Source organism: Lacticaseibacillus suihuaensis, assembly GCF_054785075.1.
In genome coordinates, this window is record NZ_BAAGBJ010000004.1 from 57,211 (window position 1) to 78,516 (window position 21,306).

General features: G+C 62.0%; 18 protein-coding genes and 1 CRISPR repeat array. Of the genes, 6 read left to right on the forward strand and 12 right to left on the reverse strand.

Annotated elements, in window-relative coordinates; all coding sequences use genetic code 11:
• Positions 1–38 precede the first annotated feature (38 nt).
• The 3 genes from ACYVRZ_RS04980 to ACYVRZ_RS04990 are packed head-to-tail and all read left to right on the forward strand — an operon-like array spanning position 39 to position 2,473.
• The gene (locus ACYVRZ_RS04980) at positions 39–446 is read left to right on the forward strand and encodes a MerR family transcriptional regulator (RefSeq protein WP_461225357.1); all 408 of its coding nucleotides are present in this window, start codon (positions 39–41) and stop codon (positions 444–446) included.
• On the forward strand, positions 439–1,629 hold the full coding sequence (locus ACYVRZ_RS04985) for a MalY/PatB family protein (protein ID WP_461225359.1): 1,191 nt from the start codon (positions 439–441) through the stop codon (positions 1,627–1,629). Before ACYVRZ_RS04980 ends, ACYVRZ_RS04985 begins: the two co-directional genes overlap by 8 nt.
• Positions 1,616–2,473, forward strand: coding sequence for a DUF3737 family protein (locus ACYVRZ_RS04990; protein ID WP_461225361.1), 858 nt, complete (start codon positions 1,616–1,618; stop codon positions 2,471–2,473). Before ACYVRZ_RS04985 ends, ACYVRZ_RS04990 begins: the two co-directional genes overlap by 14 nt.
• Before the next feature lie 98 nt (positions 2,474–2,571).
• Here ACYVRZ_RS04990 and ACYVRZ_RS04995 read toward each other — a convergent pair whose 3' ends face one another.
• From ACYVRZ_RS04995 to ACYVRZ_RS05015, 5 genes are all read right to left on the reverse strand, one after another.
• Positions 2,572–3,117 carry a GNAT family N-acetyltransferase gene (locus ACYVRZ_RS04995; protein ID WP_461225362.1) on the reverse strand — a complete coding sequence of 182 codons (546 nt, stop codon included), beginning with the start codon at positions 3,115–3,117 and terminating at the stop codon, positions 2,572–2,574.
• Between the two features lie 9 nt (positions 3,118–3,126).
• Positions 3,127–4,140 (reverse strand): aldose epimerase family protein, encoded by a 1,014-nt coding sequence (locus ACYVRZ_RS05000; protein ID WP_461225364.1) that lies wholly within the window; start codon positions 4,138–4,140, stop codon positions 3,127–3,129.
• 330 nt (positions 4,141–4,470) lie between these two features.
• Positions 4,471–4,743: direct repeats of the CRISPR family, unit length 29 nt; unit sequence GGGATCACCCCCGCACATGCGGGGAACAT.
• A gap of 109 nt (positions 4,744–4,852) precedes the next feature.
• Positions 4,853–6,007 (reverse strand): PIN domain-containing protein, encoded by a 1,155-nt coding sequence (locus ACYVRZ_RS05005; protein ID WP_461225366.1) that lies wholly within the window; start codon positions 6,005–6,007, stop codon positions 4,853–4,855.
• Positions 6,008–6,191: 184 nt separating this feature from the next.
• Positions 6,192–7,568: a DNA repair protein RadA gene (radA, locus tag ACYVRZ_RS05010; protein WP_262315042.1), complete on the reverse strand. Its 1,377-nt coding sequence runs from the start codon at positions 7,566–7,568 to the stop codon at positions 6,192–6,194.
• 192 nt (positions 7,569–7,760) lie between these two features.
• Positions 7,761–8,300: a dCTP deaminase/dUTPase family protein gene (locus ACYVRZ_RS05015; protein ID WP_262315043.1), complete on the reverse strand. Its 540-nt coding sequence runs from the start codon at positions 8,298–8,300 to the stop codon at positions 7,761–7,763.
• 132 nt (positions 8,301–8,432) lie between these two features.
• Here ACYVRZ_RS05015 and ACYVRZ_RS05020 point away from each other — a divergent pair, with 132 nt between their 5' ends.
• The 3 genes from ACYVRZ_RS05020 to ACYVRZ_RS05030 all read left to right on the forward strand — a co-directional run bounded on the left by ACYVRZ_RS05020 (position 8,433) and on the right by ACYVRZ_RS05030 (position 11,090).
• Positions 8,433–8,720: a GNAT family N-acetyltransferase gene (locus ACYVRZ_RS05020; RefSeq protein WP_461225368.1), complete on the forward strand. Its 288-nt coding sequence runs from the start codon at positions 8,433–8,435 to the stop codon at positions 8,718–8,720.
• Positions 8,721–8,911: 191 nt separating this feature from the next.
• Positions 8,912–10,252 carry a C1 family peptidase gene (locus ACYVRZ_RS05025; RefSeq protein ID WP_461225370.1) on the forward strand — a complete coding sequence of 447 codons (1,341 nt, stop codon included), beginning with the start codon at positions 8,912–8,914 and terminating at the stop codon, positions 10,250–10,252.
• A 259-nt stretch (positions 10,253–10,511) separates the two neighbouring features.
• The gene (locus tag ACYVRZ_RS05030; protein WP_461225372.1) at positions 10,512–11,090 is read left to right on the forward strand and encodes a hypothetical protein; all 579 of its coding nucleotides are present in this window, start codon (positions 10,512–10,514) and stop codon (positions 11,088–11,090) included.
• 126 nt (positions 11,091–11,216) lie between these two features.
• Here the strand turns inward: ACYVRZ_RS05030 and ACYVRZ_RS05035 are convergent, their stop codons facing one another.
• From ACYVRZ_RS05035 to ACYVRZ_RS05065, 7 genes are all read right to left on the reverse strand, one after another.
• Positions 11,217–12,170, reverse strand: a complete 954-nt coding sequence (locus ACYVRZ_RS05035; protein WP_461225373.1) for a LacI family DNA-binding transcriptional regulator — start codon at positions 12,168–12,170, stop codon at positions 11,217–11,219.
• A 153-nt stretch (positions 12,171–12,323) separates the two neighbouring features.
• Positions 12,324–13,181: a sugar ABC transporter permease gene (locus tag ACYVRZ_RS05040; protein WP_262315048.1), complete on the reverse strand. Its 858-nt coding sequence runs from the start codon at positions 13,179–13,181 to the stop codon at positions 12,324–12,326.
• Between the two features lie 2 nt (positions 13,182–13,183).
• The gene (locus ACYVRZ_RS05045) at positions 13,184–14,542 is read right to left on the reverse strand and encodes a carbohydrate ABC transporter permease (protein WP_461225375.1); all 1,359 of its coding nucleotides are present in this window, start codon (positions 14,540–14,542) and stop codon (positions 13,184–13,186) included.
• Between the two features lie 536 nt (positions 14,543–15,078).
• A complete protein-coding gene (locus tag ACYVRZ_RS05050) occupies positions 15,079–16,314 on the reverse strand; it encodes an extracellular solute-binding protein (protein WP_461225377.1) in 1,236 nt (411 codons plus the stop codon).
• Between the two features lie 144 nt (positions 16,315–16,458).
• A complete protein-coding gene (gene pgmB, locus ACYVRZ_RS05055; RefSeq protein ID WP_461225379.1) occupies positions 16,459–17,124 on the reverse strand; it encodes a beta-phosphoglucomutase in 666 nt (221 codons plus the stop codon).
• Positions 17,117–19,381, reverse strand: coding sequence for a glycoside hydrolase family 65 protein (locus ACYVRZ_RS05060; protein ID WP_461225536.1), 2,265 nt, complete (start codon positions 19,379–19,381; stop codon positions 17,117–17,119). Before ACYVRZ_RS05060 ends, pgmB begins: the two co-directional genes overlap by 8 nt.
• Before the next feature lie 79 nt (positions 19,382–19,460).
• Positions 19,461–21,287, reverse strand: a complete 1,827-nt coding sequence (locus ACYVRZ_RS05065) for a glycoside hydrolase family 13 protein (RefSeq protein ID WP_461225381.1) — start codon at positions 21,285–21,287, stop codon at positions 19,461–19,463.
• Positions 21,288–21,306: the final 19 nt, after the last annotated feature.

Genomic DNA, 21,306 nt, shown 5'->3' on the forward strand with positions numbered 1-21,306 from the left:
TCCAAGGTTTAGGATAGAGGAGAAACGGAGGCGACAACATGAACATTCAAGCCGTGGCCGACACGCTGGCCGTGTCGGCCGACACCCTGCGCTACTGGGAACGCGTCGGCGTGATTCCACCGGTGCCGCGAACGGCGGCGGGCTACCGCGCTTACGGCCCCGCCGAGCTGGACTGGTGCAACTTCGCCAAGTGCATGCGAAACGCCGGCGTCTCCATCGAGGCGCTGTGCGATTACATCGCGCTGTACCAGGCCGGGCCGCAAACCGCAGCCGCTCGCAAGCAGCTGCTCCAGACGCAGCTGACCGTCATCGCGGCCAAGCTGCAGGCGGTGCAAGGCACCTACGACCGGCTGGCCGCCAAAATCGACCACTATGACGAAGCCGACCTGAACCCCTTCGCCCATCACACCCAAAACACTCAGGGAGGCACAATCCAGCATGTATGATTTCACCAGCACCATCGACCGGCGCCACACGGATTCCATCAAGTGGTCGGGCGACCCCGGCGAGTTGCCGATGTGGATCGCCGACATGGACTTTCAGGTCGCACCGGAGATCCAACAGGCGATGCAGGCCAAGGTCGCCCAAGGCGTGTTCGGCTACGAGGAGCCCCACGCGGACTACTTTCAGGCCGTCAGCGACTGGTATGCCCAGGAACACCACGCCACGCTTGACGCCGACTGGCTGCTTTTTGCCACCGGCGTGATTCCCGCCCTGTCGGCCACGCTGCGCCGCGTCACCAACGTCGGCGACAGCGTGGTGGTCACCGCCCCGGTGTACAACATGTTTTATAACTCAATTGAAAACTCCGGCCGCCACACGCTCAGCTCGGATCTCGTCTACGACCCGGTCGCACACACCTACGCGATCGACTTCGCCGACCTTCAGGCCAAGCTCGCGCAGCCTTTGACCACCGCGATGGTGCTGTGCAACCCGCACAACCCGGTCGGCCGCATCTGGACGCGAGCCGAGCTGACCCGCATCGCCACGCTGTGCCTGCAAAACGGCGTCACCCTGGTGGCCGACGAGATCCACGGCGACCTGCGGCTGGGGGCGACCGATTACGTGCCGACGGTCACCCTGCCGGCCAACCTGCGCGACCACCTAGTAATGCTGTGCTCGCCGAGCAAGACCTTCAACGTCGCGGCGCTTCACGCGGCCACCGTCATCGTGCCCAACCCACAGCTTCGCGCCATCGTCGCCCGGGGGCTTGGCACCGACGAAGTCAACGAGCCCAACCTGCTGGCGATTCCCGGCACCATCGCCGCCTACACCCAGGGTCACGCGTGGCTGGCCGCCTTGCGCGAGAAACTGCAGGCCAACCTGGCGCTGGTCCAAAAGCGGCTGAGTGAGGCCAAGCTGCCGGTGGCACTGGTGCAGCCGGATGCGACCTACCTGCTGTGGCTGGACACCAGTGCGGTCAGCCACGACTCGACCGCCTTGGCCGCCTTTTTGCTCGAAGACACCGGGTTGAAAGTCAGCGCCGGGGCCGACTACCGAGGCAACGGCCGCGACTTCCTGCGGTTGAACATCGCCTGCCCGACCCCACTGCTTGAAGACGGGCTGGCCCGGCTGACGCGGGGGTTGCGCGATTGGATTCAACGAAAGGATGCACATGACCAACTATAACCAACAATACTTCACCGGCGAACGCGCGTTGTTTGCGACGCACGACGCTACCATCACCGACTCCACCTTCGCGGCCGGCGAGTCGCCACTCAAGGAAAGCCGCAACCTCACGCTGCGCCACGATGTGTTCAAATACAAGTACCCGCTGTGGTACAGCCAGCACATCACGGTGAGCGATTCGATTTTTGAAACCATGAGCCGCTCCGGCATCTGGTACACCGACGACATCACCATCACCGACTCGACCATCCAGGCCCCCAAGCAGTTTCGCCGCAGCGGTCACATCACGCTGCGCAACGTTCACTTGGCCGACGCCCAGGAGACGCTATGGCACTGCCACGACATCGTGCTCGACCACGTCCAGGCCAGCGGTGACTACTTCGGCGCCGACAGCGAAAACATTCGCGTCTCCCACCTCGATCTGGTCGGCAACTACGCCTTCGATGGCGCCAAGAACGTCGAAGTGCATGATTCCACCTTCGTGACCAAGGACGCCTTTTGGAACTGCGAGAACGTCACCATCTACGACTCGACCATCAACGGCGAGTACCTCGCGTGGAACACCAAGAACCTCACGTTGATCAACTGCACCATCGAATCCGACCAGGGCCTGTGCTACATCGACGGGCTGCGGCTGGTCAACTGCAAGCTGCTTCGCACCGACCTGGCCTTCGAGTACTGCCGAGACATCGACGCCGAGGTGGTCAGCCACATCGACTCGGTCAAAAACCCGATTTCCGGTCGTATCACCGCCGAGTCCATCGGCGAGCTGATTCAAGACGATCCTAACCTCGACCAGCGGTTGGTCACGATTCAGGAACGCCACAGCCGCGCGGCTTCCTAACCGCAGCGAGGCGGTCCTAACACCCGCACCCATATCCAAACCAAAGAAGCCCTCACACGCCGAAACCATGCGTGTGGGGGCTTCCTTGCTAAGGTAACTCAGTTGTCGGACGGCGCCTGTTGCGCCTGCCACTCGGCCTGTGTCAGCCCGACGCGGCACAAGTCGCGCAGCTCGCCGCGGAGCAGAAAGCCGCACCGCGCCGTGCCTTCCGGCTTCATCCCCACCCGGGCCAGGACGCGGCGGGACGGCTCGTTGCCCTGGACGTACTCCGCGAAGACGTACGGCGCGTTTTCACTGATGAACAGGTAGTCAAGTTCCAGTCGCAGAGCCTCGGTCGCGTAGCCGTGGTGCCAAAAGTCGGGGTGAAACAGATAGCCGCACTCCCAGGTGCCGATCCACTGCTTGCTCGCCGTCATCACGCCGATCAGCCGCCCGGTGGCCGGCAGAATCACCGCGAGACTGCCGGCGTTTGGGGGCAGGTAGAACTTGGCGAAGCTGCCAATCGCCTCTTCCGTGGTCTGCGGCCGCTGGTTGCCAAACGCCCCCCAGGCCATCGCCTGGTCGCTTTGCACCAAGGCCAGGTAGCCGGGCCAGTCCTCAGGCTGGGGGCTGCGCAGAATCAATCGCTCGCTTGTCGCTTCCATGGCGCTGACCTAGTACTTGAAGGCGTAGCGAATCTGTTCGTGGCGCGAGGTGCCAGCGGCCAAGGTGGCCTGGGTGAGGTCTGGGTCGACCAACCCGGCGGCACTGGTCTGCGCCTCCATCGCGATGCCGACGTACGGCCGCGACTGGTGACGCAAAAAGTGCAGCTCGTCACCGAAGTGGTTGGAGGTGAACACGACCACCGCGTTGCGAGCGGAGTACATCGTCACTTGGCGCTGACCCTGGCTCAACACGGCCACCGGCTCGGTTGCAGCGTGGTCGTCAATGGCGAACACGTCGTCCAGCCCCGCTTCTGGAATCACCTGCAGGTCGCGCAGCGCCGGTCCAAGCAGCCGCGGCCCGCGAAAATCGTAAGGCGTGTCAGCGTTGGCCACCACGGCGCCGGTCAGCACCTTGGACGGTTCAAGTTCGTAGTGGCTGGTCGCGGCCAGCTGCAGCGTGTGGTTTTCAATCGTGTCGTCGGCCGAGTTCAGGTTCCAGTAGACGTGGTTGGTCGGGTTGAACACCGTCGTCTGGTCGGTCGCGCCGGTGAAGTCGATCACCACCTCGTCGGCCTCGGTCAGCGTGTAGGTCACGCTGACCTCAAGCGTCCCGGGGAAGCCGTCGGTCTCGGGCGTCACGGTGCGGGTGAAGGTCACGTGGTCTGCGGCGGCCGCTGCCTTGAAAAACAACGTGCTGAAGCCGTTGGGACCGCCGTGCAGCGTCGTCGTGCCTTCGTTGGCCGGCACCGCCACCGGTTGGCCGTCCAGCACCAGCTGACCGGCGCCAACGCGGCCGGCGAAGCGTCCGATGGCCTTGCCGAAGTAGCCGTCCGGCTTGGCGTAGCCGGCCAGGTCGGTGTTCAAAATCAGGTTCTGGTGCGACCCGTCTGGCGTCGGCACGTTCAGCGCATGCCAGGTGGCACCGTAATCCAGCACCGTGAGTTGAACCCCGTTGTGATTTTCAATGGTGTAAGCCGTGACCGCGTGGCCGGCGACCTCACCGAACTTATCTGTTGTCAGCATGATTGACCTCCATGAGTAATGTCTCACCGGTAGCTTACCACGATGGCGGCGCTTTCCCAAGGCACGGCGTTGTGACATCGCGGCAGGTTCGTGAGGAAAACCGGCAAAAAACCACCGCCACGGCGGCGGGTGGCCGGAGTGACGGTGGCCGGAGTAGCGATGGCAGCCTGCTTATCGAATCAGCCTTGCGGTGAGGCGACGCGTTATCGATTGCGGCGGCGACCCTTCGCCTATGAAATTGTATTATTGTATTCCGGAATACAATAATACAAGGCACCCCCGCAGAGGCGGGGAACACGCACCCGGGATGGCATCCGCGACTTGGTTCCAGGGATCACCCCCACACATGCGGGGAACATCTGGTCAGCTCTTTGCCCAGGGCCACCACTTGGGGATCACCCCCGCACATGCGGGGAACATGCCTAGCCCAACCTCGCGGGTGAAGGACTTGCGGGATCACCCCCGCACATGCGGGGAACATGGGTCAGGACTGGAGTTGCCTTTGGGTGAGATGGGATCACCCCCGCACATGCGGGGAACATTCGATGGCGCCGTTGACGATGCCGATCATCGAGGGATCACCCCCGCACATGCGGGGAACATACTAAACAAATCCCACCACACCGGCATTCGCTCTTCTCCATTTTAGCATTTTACATCCACTGGTGTTCGCCAAAACGCCCCGCAATCATCGCGATTGCGGGGCGTTGGCTTACTTGCGGGTCGGCTTCTTGCCGGCTGGCTTGGGATCTGGATTCTGTTCGCGAAGCGATTTTTGCTGGTGGGCTGGCTTGGCGAAAATCATGCGGCCGGCCGCCGTCTGGATGGCGCTTGTGACCACCACGTCGAGCGGCTTGTTGATGTAGAACTGGCCGTCTTCGACCACGACCATCGTGCCGTCCTCGAGGTAGGCGACACCTTGCTGACGCTCGGTCCCCGACTTGATGACCGTGACGGTCAGGCCCTCGCCAGGAATCAGGTCCGGCTTCAAGGCGTTGGCCAGCGCATTGATGTTCAGCACCGGCACGTTTTGGAACTGGGCGACCTTGTTGAGGTTGTAGTCGTTGGTGATGACCACGCCGTCCAGCAACTTGGCGAGCTTCAGGAGCTTGGAGTCGACCTCGGTCATGTCCTCGAAGTCGCCGTCGTACATTTCGACATGGATGTCGGGGTCGGCCTTCATCTGGTTGATGATGTCCAGGCCCCGGCGACCGCGGCCGCGCTTCAAGGCGTCGGCGGAATCGGAGATCAGCTGCAGCTCATGCACCACGAAGGTCGGTACCAAAAGCGTCCCTTCGATGAAGCCGATTTTGGCGATGCTTTGCACCCGGCCGTCGATGATGACGCTGGTGTCCAGCAGCTTGAACTTGCGATAGTTTTCACCGGCGCGACGCTCCAGCACCTCGCCGGATTCCGGCTCAGGCTTTTTGCCTCGGGCATTGAACAGCTTGCGCCACTCGTCGCGGCGGGTGGTCCCGGTGCGAAAACCTAAGTAGCCCAAGACGAGCATCAAGACGATGGAAACAACGGTCCCCCATGGCCCGGGAAGATTGGATGTGGTGATTGAAATAAGGGCTGCTAACACCAGGCCAACGATGGTACCTAAGCTCCCGAAAAGCAGGTAGCTCGGCGATTGATTGCTGAGGTAGGTCTCGACCGCCTTGAGCTGCCGCAGGATCCAGCCGGCGGAAAGCTCGGCGAGAATCAGGAAAATTAAGGCGCCGAGCAGGGCATCGACGATTGGATTGGTCAGCCAGGTCACGTTTTCGACGTTGAAAAGATCCCACAGCGCTGGCAAAACCCCAAGCCCGAGGCCGACCCCGACCAGAGCGAAAATAATGGAAATAATGTGTTTCTTAGTATTCATGGAATTCCTCCTTTCAAGAGAGGGTGGAACCGAGCGTCTTTAGCGGAACGCATAGCCTAGCCGTGGCAGTTGAGGCCTGGGCTTGGCCTCAAGTGACGCGGCGTAGCTATGCGCTCCCGCTATGTTCGCCCTTTCCACTCTGGTTTGCGGTCCGACAGCCTCGCGGTTCGGCCGCGGATTGGCATCAGTCGCGGCCGCCCAAGACCTTTTGGAGGGCCTCGCCGACGCTTGTGACACCTATCACTTTGATTTTATCACGGGCAGTGAAGCCCTGCAGGTTATTCTTGGGCACAAAGATGCGGGTGAAGCCGAGCTTGGCGGCCTCCTTGATGCGGTCCTCGATGCGGTTGACGCGCCGCACCTCACCGGTCAGGCCGATTTCGCCGACGAAGCAGTCGGTCGGCGGAATCTCCTTGTCGCGGTAGGAGCTGGCAATCGCCATCGCCATCGCCAGGTCGATGGCCGGCTCGTCCAGCCGCACCCCGCCGGTCGCCTTGAGGTAGGCGTCTTGATTTTGCAGCATCAGGTTGGCGCGTTTTTCCAAAACGGCGATGATCAGGCTGACGCGGTTGTGGTCCAGGCCCGAGCTGGTTCGCTTGGCGTTGCCGTACATCGTCGGCGTCATCAGCGCCTGCAGCTCGACTAGAATCGGCCGGGTGCCTTCCATCGACACGACCACCGCGGAGCCGGTCGCCCCTTCCAGCCGCTCGTCGAGGAAAATCTCGCTGGGGTTGGCGACCTCCGCCAGACCCGACTCGTGCATCTCGAAAATGCCGATTTCGTTGGTCGAGCCGAAGCGGTTCTTGACCGACCGCAGCATCCGGTAGGTGTGGTGCATGTCGCCTTCGAAGTACAAGACGGTGTCGACCATGTGCTCGAGGATTTTCGGCCCCGCGATCGCGCCTTCCTTGGTGACGTGACCGACGATGAAAATCGTAATCTGGTTGGTTTTGGCAATGCGCATCAGCTCGGCCGTCACCTCGCGAATCTGGGCGACGGAGCCGACCGCAGACGACATGTCCGGCACGTTCATCGTCTGCACGGAGTCAATGATCACGTAATCCGGCGCCATGTCGGCGATCGCCGCCGTGATGCTCGGCATATCGGTTTCGGGGTACAGGTACATCCCCGAGTCGCCGACGCCCAGCCGGTTGGCTCGCATCTTGATCTGGCTGGCGCTTTCCTCCCCCGACACGTACAAGACCTTGCCGCCGGCCTTGGCCAAAAAGCCGGAGACCTGGGTCAAAAGCGTCGACTTGCCGATGCCGGGGTCGCCGCCGATCAGAATCAAAGAACCCGGCACGATGCCGCCGCCCAGCACCCGGTTGAGCTCGGACAGCTCAGTTTCCACGCGCTTTTCCTTCTTGAACTGCACGGCATCGATGCGTTCCGGCCGCACCCGGCTGCCACCGGTGGTGGTGCGAGGCGCCGGCTTGGGGCCGCTGCTCAACGTCTCCTCAACCAGTGAGTTCCACGTGCCGCAGTTCGGGCAACGCCCGAGGTAGCCTGCGGAGATGTACCCGCAGTTCTGGCAGACGTACTGTGTTTTGGCTTTAGCCATGTGTCGACCTCCTAAAAAATCGAATCGGGTGTGGTGCCGCTGGTGCCAATGCCTGGTGCCTGAAGCGGCCTCGCCCCGCAAAATTTGCGACTTCGCTCGCGAAACGGGCTGCGTCACCCAACGCGAACGCGGCCTGCTCGGACCGGGACTCGCAGCCAAGAGACTTCGAGCCGGGTCGCGAAAACCGCGCGGCTAAAACTTCGTCGAGCCGAAGCCGCCAGTGCGGGTGTTGGTGTTGCCCAGGTCGCCGTCGGCCAGGAGGTACGGCATGAAGATGCCCTGGCCGATGCGTTCGCCCTGCTGAATCACGACGTCCTTGGGCGAGAGGTTCACCATCTGAATGAAGATTTCACCTTCGTTGTTGTCGTTGTTGTAGTAATCCGCGTCGATCACACCGATGCCGTTGGGGATGATCAAGCCGCGCTTGAGCGGGTTGCTGGAGCGGTTGGCCAGAATCAGCACCTCGTTGGGTTGCATGTAGGCCTTGACGCCGGTCGGTACCAGCAGCGGCTTGAGAATCTTGCCAGCGCGTTTGAAGTCGCTGTCGGTCAGCGGGTGCTCGTTTTTGATCAGGCGAAACAGGCGGATGAAGTCGTAGCGCCAGACGCTTTTGAGCACGAAATCCTCACGGGCGAAAAAATCGTAGCCGGCCGCGTTTTGGGTCTGCCGCTCCGGCAGCTTGACGCCGGCGTCGGCGAACTCGGAAACAATTTCAAATCCTCTGGTGTGCATGTTTTCCTCCATAATGGTGTGCTTTTGGTCGCGTATCATTTTACCACGCCGCACCCGGCGAGTTCTGGTTCTTGAAAGAATTATAGCGAATTGTTACGATTACGTTGAACGACAATTAAGGAGGAAATGAACATGGCATTCCAACACACGCCCAACCGCTACTTCATGACGGATGACGCCGGCAAGCTGGTCGCCGAGGTGACCTACCCGGACATCGACGACGGCCGCGCCTTCGTCATCGACCACACCTTCGTCGATCCATCGCTGCGCGGCCAGGGCATCGCGGCCAAGCTGGTTCGTGCCGTGGTCGACGAGGCCCGGGCCAGCGGCAAAACCATCGAGCCGCTGTGTACCTACGCACGCCACGCCTTCGACACCACGCCGGAATACGCCGACGTGCTGCGGCCAACCGGCGAGTAGCCGACGGTTCGGCGGCGGCCGCCCCGCAAGCGCGTCACCAAGTCGCCCATCGTGGCCACCCGAAACCGGCGGTCCGCCGCCTGTTAATGAGAATTGGCTGAGCGGCGGGGGTTTTTCGTTTTCATTAAGTGTGATACACTGGTCAAGTCTGTTAAAGATATCATCGATTTCTAATCAAAGGAGTGACTCTAATGTCTAAGGCTATTTCTGCTGAGAACATTTCCCAGTACCAATCCGCCCTTGAAAACACGCCGGCTAGCGACGTGCTTCAGCGCGGTGTGATGAACAACGGCATCTTGAAGTCTGCTGAAAGCACCCTGCCACAAACCACGATGGAGCAGACCTTCTCCATCGACCTTGAAACCGGCGCGGTTGCCAACCAGAAGCAGTCCGGCCGCTGCTGGATGTTCGCGGCGCTGAACACCATGCGTCACCAGATTCAGGCCCAGTTCAAGATCAAGGACTTCGAGCTGTCCCAAAACTACACGTTCTTCTGGGACAAGTTCGAAAAGTCCAACTACTTCTACGAGAACGTCATCAAGACGGCGACGGAAGACATCGATTCCCGAAAGGTAGCCTGGCTGATGGCCAACCCTCAGGGCGATGGCGGTCAGTGGGACATGCTGACGGCTCTGATCGACAAGTACGGCATCGTGCCGAAGTACGTGATGCCTGAAACCTTCTCCTCCAGCGCCTCCGGCCAGATGAACGCGGTGCTGAACCAGAAGCTGCGCAAGGACGCGGTTACGCTGCGCGGCCTGGTCGCAGCCGGCAAGTCCGCCGACGAAATCGAAGCAGCTAAGTCCAAGATGCTCTCCGACGACTACCGCATTTTGGCTTACTCCCTGGGGACCCCACCGACCAAGTTCGACTTCGAGTACCGCGATGATGACAAGGAATACCACATCGACCGCGACCTGACCCCGAAGACCTTCTTTGAAAAGTACATCGGCTGGAACACGGACGATTACCAATCCGTCATCAACGCGCCGACCGCCGACAAGCCTTACAACCACCTGTACACGGTTGAAATGCTGGGTAACGTCATCGGCGGCCGCGAAGTTCGCCACCTGAACCTTGCGATCGACGACTTCAAGCAGATTGCCATCAAGCAGCTTGAAGCAGGCGAAACGGTCTGGTTCGGCTCCGATGTCGGTAAGGAATCCGACGGCAAGCTCGGCATCCTCGACACCGCGCTGTACGACAAGAACGCGCTGTTCGCTTCCGACTTCGACATGACCAAGGCAGAACGCCTGGACTACGGTCAAAGCCTGATGACCCATGCAATGGTTATCACCGGCGTTGACATCGTCGACGGCAAGCCGACCAAGTGGAAGATCGAGAACTCTTGGGGCGACAAGGCCGGCCAAAAGGGCTACTTCGTCGCTTCCGACGACTGGTTCGACAACTACGTCTACCAGGTCGTTGTGAACAAGAAGTACCTGCCTGCCGCCATCCAAGACACGATCAAGGCCGAATACGACCAGCCGACCGTCCTGAAGCCATGGGACCCGATGGGCGCCTTGGCCTAAGTTTCACCGAAGCACTCGCCAGCCGGCGGGTGCTTTTTTGGTCCCGCCAACAGATTACGCCATGGGTGAACGACCGCCCCATTTAATTGCCAAATCGTGTGTCGGCGGCCGCGATGCGTGTTATTATGTACCCATTGCGTCGCGTTACCGCACCGCAGAGCCGCTATTTTATTACATATCTGCAAGAATTACAGTGTTTTTTATTCGGCGGTGCCGCAACGCGCGTGAGCAAAATTTCTGGTGTCTGGGAGGTTCTAACATGAATTCTGATCTGTGTCCCTACTGCGGCTGCGTAGTGGGTTCCGGCCCCAAGGGTTGCCCAATCTGCGGCAAGTACTACGCCAACGGGCAGTCCAGTAGTGCCGGCGGTGCCGGTGACGCCGTCAGCGGCCTGGTCGGCAACGCGCTTGGCCCAATCGTTGTCATCCTGATTGCGGCGGCCGCGCTACCGGTGGTGATTTTCAACCCCTTGGTCACGGGCCTGTTAATGTTCAAGTCGCGACTGTTCAACTTCAGCCGCGTCGGCCGCTGGCTCGCCTTTGTGGGCTCGTTCGTCTACACGGCCTGGGTCCTATACCTGTTCATCGCCGGCACCGCGCATCCCGAGTGGTTCAACCCGACCTTCAACCCCACGCTGCTAGCCACGCAAAAGGTGCTGATCTACGGCATCGGGGCGGTCTTTGGCGCCGAAATTCTCTACCGCGCCTTTCGTCTGCACGACTTTCGCCGCGGCTTCGTCCACCTGGCCGGCTGCTACGCCTTGCTCGCCGCGATCAGCGTCTCGACGACCCTTTTGTTTTACGCCTTCAAGTGGGGGCTTTTCCAACAAGTGCAATAGCGATAACAAAACGCCTCGGTGAGGCGGCCGCCTGTCAGCACGACAGGCCCGGTCGCCTCACCGAGGCGTTGTTGGCGTCACCGAGCAACTCAGCGACGCCCCCTACTATCTGGTGAGCCCCGCCGGCTAGTTGCGCGTGGTGCCCCGCGCCACCAGCGTCGGCGTCAGCAGCACCTCGCCTTGCTGGGCCCCGCTTTGGCCGATTTTGGCCAGCAGCATCCGCGCGAGGTGTTCGCCCAGCTCTGGCACCTGCTGCTGAACGGTGGTGAGCTTGGGGTTGGAGACCTGATCCAAGAAGACGCCGTCGAAGCCGATGACGCCAAAATCCGCCGGGATGCGGCCGCCCTGGGCCGCAATCGCCCGGACCACGCCGATGGCCAGGCGGTCGGAGGCGCAGATGAAGCAGGTGTTTCGCGCGAACTTGCGCCAGTTCTCGGCGATGAACTGCTGCGAGGCGTGGCTGTGGTTGGGCATGCGGTGAATCCGCGGCACCTGGCGATGTTTTTGCAGCGTGTTGATGTAGCCGGCCTCGCGGGAGTACTCGAAGGGCTCCTTGACGTCGATACCGATGAAAATAATCGACTGGTAGTTCTTGGCCAGCGCGTGTTCCGTCGCTTGCTGGGTCCCCAGCTTGTTGTCGGTGTCGATGAAGTCGTAGCCGTAGCGGTTCTCGCCGAACAGCACCAAGGGTTTTTGCAGCTGGTCCAACCACGGCTGGTCCTTGGTTCGCGCCCCGGTAATCAGGAACCCATCGGCGTTGCCGACGCACAGCCGATTGCGGTCGGTCACCAGCTGCAAGGCGTACTGCTGACGGTCCAGTCCCTTGGCGATGCCGAACAGCAGGCTCATGTAGTAGGGTTCGGTGGTGTCGACGTCCTCGAGGATCAGGAACTTCACCACGTTGGTGCGATTCTGCGCCAGCGCCTTGGCCGCGCTGTTGGGCCGGTAATCCAGCGTCTTCATCGCGGCCTCGACCAGGCCGCGCAGCTCGGCGGTCACCTGCTCGGGGTGATTGATCACCCGCGACACCGTCATTTTGGACACATTCGCCTGCTTGGCCACATCCGATAGCGTAACCATCCCATCACTCCCTATACCAATTCTCATTCCATTGTAGCACGTCCGGTTGGCCCGGCCCAATCTGCGAACCGCCGCCACTTTGTTAGGCAAAAGGCGTCTGAGTCGGCAACGAGTCGCCACTCAGACGTCTTTTTGACAAGATTTGTGGGATGATCAGCCTTTATCCGCCCCGGCGGTGATGCCGTTGACGTAGAACTTCTGCATGATGACGAAGAGGATTGTGATAGGAATGGCGATGATCACACACCCGGCGATGAACTGGGTAAAGTACGTGGTCGACGCCCCGCGGGTGCTGTGCAGCATGTTGTACAGGCCGTACGCGATGGTGTAGTCCTTGGCGTTACCCGACGAGCTCAGAATGATGCCGGAGAAAATGAAATCGATCCACGGCCCGATGAACGCGGTCAAAGCCGTGTAGACGATGATCGGCCGAGACATCGGCAGCCCGATGTGCAGGAACACCTGCCACTTGGTCGCCCCGTCCATGATCGCCGCCTCGTCGATGGCCACCGGAATGGTGTCGAAGAACCCCTTGGCGATGTAAAACCCAAGCCCCGCTCCGCCGACGTAGACCAGAATCAGGCCGCCGAGGTTCAGCATGTTGAAGTTCTTCAGGATGTAGTACAAGGCGATCATCGACATGAAGCCCGGGAACATCCCCAGCACCAGCGCGATCTGCAGGAACGGCTTGCGGAAGTGGAAGCGCAGCCTAGACAGCGCGTAGGCCACGCAGATGGTGACGAAGGTTGACAGCACCGTGGTGATCAACGAGACGAACAGGGTGTTTCTAATCCAGTAGACGAACGGGAACTGGTCGCTGCTGAAAATCCCGATGTAATTTTGTAGCGTGAACTGCTCCGGCCAGATGGTCGAGACAAAGCCGGTGTCGTTGTACGAGAAGCTCGCCAAGATGATCCAGACGATGGGAAAAATCCAGACTACCGCCAGCAAGATCAGCAGCGCGTAACGCAGAATCAGAGACAGACGCCTTTTGGCACGATAGGAATTCATGGTTAACCCTCCTTAAACGCGTTGGTTCGCCGGTACGCGATCAACGAGAATGTGGCACTCAGGATGAAGATCAAAATGCCCAGCACCGCCGAGGCGTTGTAGCGCTGCGTCTGCCCGAAGACCAGGTTGTACAGCCAGGTCACCAACAGGTCGGTGTCGCCGGCGCCGTTGTAGTTGTTGTTCATCGGGTAGCCGCCGGTCAGCAGGTAGATCACGTTGAAGTTGTTGATGTTGCCGATGAACTGCTGAATCAAGGCCGGCGACATCACGAACAGAATCTGCGGGAAGGTAATCGAGCGAAAAACCTGGAAGGCCGAGGCCCCGTCCATTCGCGCCGCCTCGATCTGGTCTTGCGGCAGGTTCTGGATGATCGCCGTGGACACCAGCATCGACACCGGAATCCCAATCCACATGTTGACCACGATGACGGTGATCCGCGCGACCAGCGAGCTGGCCGAGGCGCCGATGAAGTTGATCGGGCTTGAGATCAGATGCCAGTTCATCAACAGGTTGTTCAAGGGCCCTTGCAGGTCCAGGAACTGCGCCATCATCAGCAGCGACACGAACTGCGGCACGGCGTAGACGATGACGAAAATCGTTCGCCAGAACCCTTTGTGCCGAATGCCCTTGGATTCGATCAGCATCGCGAGCAGCACCCCGAAGAAGAACGTGGTCGCCGTGGCCGCCACTGCCCAGACCAGCGTCCAGCCCAGCACCGGGAAGAAGGTCCCGGCCAGATCACCGGTCAGCACGTTGCCGAACGCCTTGAAGCCGGTCCAAGAAAAGCCGATCGGGTGCTTGCCATCGTAGTTGGTGAAGGCCATGGAAATCATGTACAGGGTGGGCAAAATGGTGAACAACACGATGCCGATGATGGGAATCGCAAGCAACGTGCTGTGCAGCCGCGAGTCCAGCAGGCTGTGCAGCTCCTCGCGGTTGGTCGGCACCGGCTCACCCAGCTTGATCTGGGTGTAGAGCTTTTTGACCGAACGGAGGTTGGCGACGTACAGGCCGATCATGCCCAGCACGATCAGGACGGCCAGCACCCCGAACAGCAGGATGACCAAGGAGTTGTCCGGCAGCTTGGTCAGATAGACCCCCTGGGCCTCATCGAACACGACCTGCTTGGACTTGATCTCGCCCAAGTTACTGAGCATCATCAAGGCGCTGATGCCGCTGGCGATGAACCACGCGATGAAGGCCACTTGGATGCCCAAAAAGGCGAGGCCCTTGGCCCACTGCTTGTGAACCAGCTGGGCGAGGCCCATGACGATGAATGATAGCTTGAAGCTGGCGTCGCCCTTCTGCCACACTTCCCCGTAGGTCACGGCATTCGGTGACTTGCTCTTGTGTCTAAACATATTTCTCCCTCCAATTGACCATGATGGGCCGGTGCGGCGCAAACAGGTGGTTGTCCAAAGCGCCTACCATGACGCCGCCCACCGCGGGTGGGCGACGCGAGCTAGGAGCTTGGCGCAAAACGGGTGGTGCGGCGAATCCCGGGCGTGTAACCGCCTCGGGTCACGCTTACGGGTTCGTCGGGCTCCGCCGGGCAACGCGGGGGCGCATAGCTTGGGCCTGCGCTTGGGGCGAAGGTCACGCCCCAAGCGCCACCCCTACGCTATGCGTCCCGCTAAATGCGCCCGGCTACGCCCTGGTTAACGCGCTCCTCGAGGCAACGCGGGTGCGTCCAGCTAGGTCCGGGTGCCGGGCCAAGGAACGGCCCAACGCCCAGCCCTACGCTGGTCGACCCGCTAAACCCGCCTCGGGTCACGCTTATCGTCGGGCTCCGCCGGGCATCGGCGACTCGCCCAGCTAAGGCCGTCACTTGGGCCAAGTTCGGCCCAAGCGCCACCCTTACGCTGGCCGGTCGTCTAAACGCCCGGCTACGCCCTGGTTATTTCGAAATTGCATCCACGAATGTCTGCAGCTTGTCGGCGTATTGGGCAGGCTTGATCGAGCCGTTGTAGGCGCCGTTAATCAGCGGTGCGGAGAGGTTCCAGAAAGTCGCCATCTGGGTCATTTTCGGCATGATGGTCGAGTAGCCGGTTTCGCTCATCGTGATCACGGCCTTGGCCACCGGGTCGGCGGCAACGGTGGCGTCGGCCTGGGCCGACTTGTCAACCGGGATGGCGCCGGAGTTCTTGTAAATCACCAGCTGGGAGGCCTTGTTGGTCACGAATTCGGCCAAGGTCGCCGCGGCCTTTTGGTTCTTGGTTGCGGTGTGGGAGTTGACGGCGAAGCACCCGATGCCGAGGAACGCCTGCATCTGGACCTCCTGGCCGCCGACGTTGATGGTCGGGTAAGGCGCCACGGCGAAGTTATCACCGAGGATCTTCTTGATGTTGGCGGCGTCCCAAGGGCCGTCGAGGATGGCGGCGGCGTTGCCGGACTTCAACTGGTTCAAGGCGTTGCTGGTTTGCATCACGCCCTTATTGGCTTTTTGCTGGGCGAACCAGGTCATCGCGGCTACGCCCTTGTCGGAGTTGACGTCGGTGCCCTTCAGCGTCTCGCCGTCCTTGCCGTAGAGGTAGGTCCCGGCCGACAGGAACACGGGGTAGAAGTTGTAGGCGTTGGTGAAGTCGGTGGCCAAAACGCCCTTCTTGGTCATCGTATCCCAGGACTTCACGTCGTCTGCGGTGAGCTTGGACTTGTTGTAGTACACGGTTTGGGCCTGCTGCGAGGTCGGGTACCCGTACATCTTGCCGTTCCAGGTCACGCCGTCTGCGGCGGCTTGGACCATGTCGGCCTTGACCGTTTTCTCAGCGGTCGGCGACAGCGGGTTGATGTAGCCCTGATCGGCCATCGAGCCCAGCTGATCGTTCGGCACCTCGAAGACGTCGGCCGCCTTGCTCGGGTCCTTGCCGACGTCGGTCTTGGCGTTGGCGGAGCCGTTCGGGCTTTGGGTGACGGTGACCTTGACCTTCGGGTACTTCTTGTTGAAGTCCTGCACGATTGTCTTGTAGTACGGCACCTTGGTGGTGTCGACCCACAGCTTGACCGTTCCCGAAACCGCCTGGGTGGTGGTTTTCTTGGTCGTGTTTGAGGTCGTGCTGCCCTTCCCGCAGGCAACCAGGGCAACCGTGGCTGCCAGCGTGACGGTACCCAACAGAACTTTCTTCCATGAACTCATAAGTGATTCCTCCCCAATTATTGGATGATGGCCGAGCCAACGTGCCGCCGTCACAGGTTCGCGAGTCGCCCGGCGACGACAACGGCTCGCAAGTTAACTCCCTTAACTTAAGTGTCGCATGATGAACTAGGTGAAGTAAAACAATCAGCTCACCGCCTTGCCAAAGGCGGTGCGAATCGCAGCCAGGTCCAGCGCGGCGGTGCTTGGCACCACCAGGTCGGCCCGGTGCAGCACCTGCGCGTCGCCGATGCCGACGGCGAACTGCCCGGCGGCCTTGATCGCCGCCACCCCGGCGCTGGCGTCTTCGAAGCTGACCACCTCCCGGGCGGTCAGGCCCAGCAGCGCCTGGGCCTTGACGAAAATCTCGGGGTCCGGCTTGCCGCGGTGCAGCGTGGCCGGGTCGACCACGCCGGCGAAGTCAGCGGCAATCGCCAGCCGCTCCAGAATCGCTGGCGCGTTCTTGGAGGCCGAGGCGATCGCCATGGTCAGCCCGCCGGCCTTGGCCTGGGCCAGCAGCCGCGGAATGCCCGGCAGCAGGTCCTTGGGCGTCAGATGCGCGATGGCCTGGCGGTAGCGGTCGTTCTTGGTCGCCGCAAGCGCGGCGCGTTCGGCGGCGGAGTAGTCGCGCGGCGGCCCGTAGCTGAGCACAATCGCCAGCGATTCCTCCCGCGAGCGGCCGCGCAGCGCGTCACCGGCCGCGCCCGGCAGCGTGATGCCGAGGTCTTGGGCCACTGAGCCCCAGGCCGCCAGGTGCAGCCGGGCGGTGTCGGCCAACACGCCGTCGAGATCAAAGATCAAGCCTTTAAGCATCGGCCACCTCCTGGGTCAGGTGCCGCACCTGACCGGCGACTTCGACAGCCAGCGGTTCGCCGGCCACAAGCGTCACCGTGGTGCCACTCGGGGCCACCGCGACGGCCAGCTGGCGGCCGCGGTAGGTCAAGGCGAAGCGGTACCCCTGCCAGTGCTTAGGCAAAAACGGCTTGAAGCTCAGGTGGCCGCCGACGTAGCGCATCCCGGCGAAGCCCTGAACAATCGCCAGCCAGCCGCCGGACATGGCGGTGATGTGCAGCCCGTCTTCGGTGTCGTGGTTGTAGTTGTCCAAATCCAGCCGCGCGGTGCGGGCGTAGAGTTCGACGGCCTTATCCGCCTTGCCCAGCTCGGCGGCCAGAATCGCGTGGATCGAGGCCGACAGCGAGCTTTCATGCACCGTCAGCGGCTCGTAGAAGTCGAAGTTCGCCTCTTTTTGCTCGCGGGTGAAGCGGTCGTTCAGGAAGTACAGGCCCTGCAGCACGTCGGCCTGCTTGATGAACGGCGACCGCAGGATGCGGTCCCAGGACCAGTGCTGGTTGATCGGCCGCTCCGCCGCCGGAATGGTGCTGGCCGGGCGCAGGTCCTTGTCCAGGAACGTGTCGTGCTGAACGAAGATGCCCAGCTCGGTGTCAACCGGGTAGTACATGCGGTCTTGAATGTCCTGCCACAGCGCCTTCTCGTCCTCGGTTACGTCAAGCGCCGCGACCACGGCCGTGTCGGCCAGCGGCAGCCGGGCAAGCGTGTACTCCAGGCACCAGGCCGCCATGCGGTTGGTGTACCAGTTGTTGTTCACGTTGTTCTCGTACTCGTTGGGGCCGGTGACGCCGTGGATCATGTACAGGCCGCGCCGCTTGGAAAAATGGACCCGGTCGGCCCAAAAGCGGCTGATGCCGACCAGCACTTCGATGCCGTCGTGATTGACGTACCGCTCGTCGCCGGTGTAGGCGGTGTACTGATAAATCGCAAAGGCCACCGCGGCGTTGCGGTGCAGCTCCTCGAAGGTGATCTCCCACTCGTTGTGGCACTCGATGCCGTTGAAGGTCACCATCGGGAACAACGCGCCGGCCAGCCCCTGCTGCTGCGCGTTGTGATACGCCCCGGGCAGCTGGTCGTGGCGGTACTGCAAAAGCGCCTTGGTGACGCTTGGCGGCGTCACCGCCAGGTACATCGGCACCACGTAGGCCTCGGTGTCCCAGTAGGTCGCCCCGCCGTACTTCTCGCCGGTGAAGCCCTTGGGCCCGACGTTGAGCCGGGTGTCTTCGCCGTAGTAGGTCATGAACAGCTGGGCGATGCTGAAGCGGATGCCTTGCTGTGCCGCCACGTCGCCGTCGATTACCACGTCGCTGGTGGCCCAGCGCTTGGCCCAGGCCGCGGTGTGTGTGGCCAAAGCCTGCGCGAAGCTCGGCTGCTGGACCTGGCTCATCAAAGCGGCGGCTTGGGCCGGCTGCGCGTCTGGGGCGACGTCGCGGCTGGTCAGCACCACGACGTTTTTCTCCAAGCTCGCCGCCTCGCCGGTGGCCAGCGGGATGCTGACGACCTCCTGCAGCTGGCCCGGCGCCGTGGTACGAACGCCTTGCACCGGCTGGCCGTCCAGGCGCAGCGCCTGTTGGTACAGCACGGTGAACTGCGGAACGTCGAAGGGATTGGGCCGCGTCTGCAGCTGAATGGTGCCGGCGGTTGCGTCTTCCACCAGCGGCTGCCAGAAGCGGTCCGCATAGTTGCTGTCCTCGTTGGTCACGTTACCGTCGAGTCCGGCCGCGACTTCGACCGTGGCGGCGCCGGCCAGGCACTCGGCCTGAAGGCTTAAGTAGGCGGCCTCCTTGATGGCGATGCTGACGAAGCGCCGGAAGGTCAGGCGAACCGTCGCTTCGGCCACCGTCACGGTGAACTGCCGGGTAAAAAGCCCTTGGTGCAAGTCCAAATCCAGCGTGAAATCGCGGTGCGGCACCTTCGCCAGGTCGATTGCGTGGTCGTTGATCGTGACGCGCAGGTCAGCGAAGCGCGGCGCGTTGATCGCCTTGCCAAAATACTCGGGGTAGCCGTTCTTCCACCACCCCACCCGGGTCTTGTCCGGGAACCAGACGCCGGCCAGGTAGGTCCCGGACAGCGAGTCGCCGGAGTACCCCTCCTCGAAGTTCCCGCGCATCCCCATGTAGCCGTTGCCGATGGCGGTCAGGCTTTCGGCCAGGCGCATGTTCGCCCGGTCCAGGTGGTGCGTGGTCAGGCGCCAAGGCGCGATGTCAAACAATCGGTTGATCACAGGTTCGCTCATATTCTTCACTCCGTTTCGCTTTACACTTATCAGTTTGGCGGGGTGAAACCGTTTTTACAATTCATCAGTCCCTGTTACCGCTATCAGAATCGGTCTGGACCTCAAGGGCAAAGCCCCCCGGCCGCAGCTGATCGGCGACTGCGGCCTGACTCAGCGCCGCGGTGGCCGCCAGCGGCTGCGGCGCCTTCGTCGTGTTGAACCAGCCGGTGACCTGCGTCGTGCCCAGCCGCCGGGTGACCCGAAGCAGCCCGGTCTCGGTGACGCCAAGCGCCGTGGTGCCTCGGGCCAGCAGCGCGGTGTGTTGCCGGCGGAAGGCGACCAAGGCGGCGACGCGCTGCCAGGTGCTGGCGTGAAGCTGCGTCCAGTCCATCGGCTTGCGGTCGTCCGGATCGTCGGCTCCGGTCATCCCCATCTCCGTGCCGTAGTACAGGCACGGGCTGCCCGGCTGTAGGAAGGTGAAGGCCAGCGCCTGCAAGGCCAAGTCGACGTTGCCGCCGGCCACCGTCAAAAGGCGCTTGGTGTCGTGGGAGTCCAGCATGTTGAGCATCATCGTGTTGGTCTGGTCGCGGTATTGCATCAGCTGGTCCTGCAGCCGTTCGCACAGCTGGCCGGCCGTCGCCCGGTGGGTGAGAAAATGGTCCTCGATCTGCTGGGTGTAGGCGTAGTTCATCACGCCGTCGAACTCCAGGCCGTTGAGCCAGGGCTGCGCCGAGTGCCAGACCTCGCCGAGGATGTAAAAATCCGGCTTAATGGCGACCAGTGCGGCCTTGAAGCGGCGCCAGAAGTGGTGGTCGACCTCGTTGGCGACGTCCAGCCGCCACGCGTCGATGTCGAATTGCTTGACCCAGTACGTCGCGATCTCAAGCAGGAAGTCCTGAACGGCCGGGTTGGCGGTGTTGAGCTTGGGCATGTTGGGGCCAAAGGCGAACGTGTCAAACTGCGGCGTTCCAGCGCCTTGCGTCGGGTCGCGGTACGGCGTCAGCGGCCAGTCGTGGATGTGAAACCAGCCGGCAAAACGCGACTCGGGACCGTTTTGCAACACGTCTTGCCACTGCAGGGACTGGGCCCCCAGGTGGTTGAACACGGCGTCGAGCATCACCCGCATCCCCCGATCATGGGCCGCGTGGACCAGCTTGGCGAACAGCGCCTTGTCGCCGAAGTCCGGGTCAATCTCGAAGTAGTCGATGGTGTCGTACTTGTGGTTGGACGTCGCCTTGAACACCGGGCAAAAGTACAGCCCGTTGACCCCCAGTGCGACCAGGTCGTCGAGGTGATCCAACACGCCTTGCAGGTCGCCGCCGTAGTAGTCGTCGCGGCCCGGGTGGTCTTTTGGCCGCCACGGCAGGGTGCCGGCCGGGTCGTTGGTCTTGTCCCCGTTGGCGAAGCGTTCGGGGAAAATCTGGTACCACACGGTGTCTTGGACCCAGGCCGGGACCCGGACGCGGTCGATCGCATGGAAGTACGGCACCCGAAAGTAGTTGCCCATGTCCTGGCGGGTGGCCTCCCCCACCGGCCGCGGCCCTCGGTCGCCGAACGCGACGGTACCGCTGGCGGCGCTGACCTCAAAGAGGTACTGTAGCCTGGCGTATGGCGCGGTCAGCGCAACGCCCCAGTAGGCGTGGCTTTGGCCCTCGCCGAGCCGCCGCAGCGGCAACGTTTGGTACCCGAAGCGGGTTGGGCCCTGCGCCGCCGGGGCCTGGGCGGTCGGGGCGGCGTCTTGAGTCGCAGCGGCGGCGGTCGCGGTGTCTGGCACCTGCCAGTACGGGTCGCCGAACACGACCCGCACGGCGGTGACGTCTTTGGCGGTGCGAAGCCGCAGCCGCAGCGTCGACTCATCGATCAGGAAGCAGTCCTCACTTTCGGGCCGATGGGCAATGGCAGCAATGTTCATGGTGAAGTCTCCTTTGCAT

Coding starts and splice junctions, on each gene's coding strand:
- ACYVRZ_RS04980 (WP_461225357.1), top strand. CDS start 39: ATGAACATTCAAGCCGTGGCCGACACGCTGGCCGTGTCGGCCGACACC.
- ACYVRZ_RS04985 (WP_461225359.1), top strand. CDS start 439: ATGTATGATTTCACCAGCACCATCGACCGGCGCCACACGGATTCCATC.
- ACYVRZ_RS04990 (WP_461225361.1), top strand. CDS start 1,616: ATGACCAACTATAACCAACAATACTTCACCGGCGAACGCGCGTTGTTT.
- ACYVRZ_RS04995 (WP_461225362.1), bottom strand. CDS start 3,117: ATGGAAGCGACAAGCGAGCGATTGATTCTGCGCAGCCCCCAGCCTGAG.
- ACYVRZ_RS05000 (WP_461225364.1), bottom strand. CDS start 4,140: ATGCTGACAACAGATAAGTTCGGTGAGGTCGCCGGCCACGCGGTCACG.
- ACYVRZ_RS05005 (WP_461225366.1), bottom strand. CDS start 6,007: ATGAATACTAAGAAACACATTATTTCCATTATTTTCGCTCTGGTCGGG.
- radA (WP_262315042.1), bottom strand. CDS start 7,568: ATGGCTAAAGCCAAAACACAGTACGTCTGCCAGAACTGCGGGTACATC.
- ACYVRZ_RS05015 (WP_262315043.1), bottom strand. CDS start 8,300: ATGCACACCAGAGGATTTGAAATTGTTTCCGAGTTCGCCGACGCCGGC.
- ACYVRZ_RS05020 (WP_461225368.1), top strand. CDS start 8,433: ATGGCATTCCAACACACGCCCAACCGCTACTTCATGACGGATGACGCC.
- ACYVRZ_RS05025 (WP_461225370.1), top strand. CDS start 8,912: ATGTCTAAGGCTATTTCTGCTGAGAACATTTCCCAGTACCAATCCGCC.
- ACYVRZ_RS05030 (WP_461225372.1), top strand. CDS start 10,512: ATGAATTCTGATCTGTGTCCCTACTGCGGCTGCGTAGTGGGTTCCGGC.
- ACYVRZ_RS05035 (WP_461225373.1), bottom strand. CDS start 12,170: ATGGTTACGCTATCGGATGTGGCCAAGCAGGCGAATGTGTCCAAAATG.
- ACYVRZ_RS05040 (WP_262315048.1), bottom strand. CDS start 13,181: ATGAATTCCTATCGTGCCAAAAGGCGTCTGTCTCTGATTCTGCGTTAC.
- ACYVRZ_RS05045 (WP_461225375.1), bottom strand. CDS start 14,542: ATGTTTAGACACAAGAGCAAGTCACCGAATGCCGTGACCTACGGGGAA.
- ACYVRZ_RS05050 (WP_461225377.1), bottom strand. CDS start 16,314: ATGAGTTCATGGAAGAAAGTTCTGTTGGGTACCGTCACGCTGGCAGCC.
- pgmB (WP_461225379.1), bottom strand. CDS start 17,124: ATGCTTAAAGGCTTGATCTTTGATCTCGACGGCGTGTTGGCCGACACC.
- ACYVRZ_RS05065 (WP_461225381.1), bottom strand. CDS start 21,287: ATGAACATTGCTGCCATTGCCCATCGGCCCGAAAGTGAGGACTGCTTC.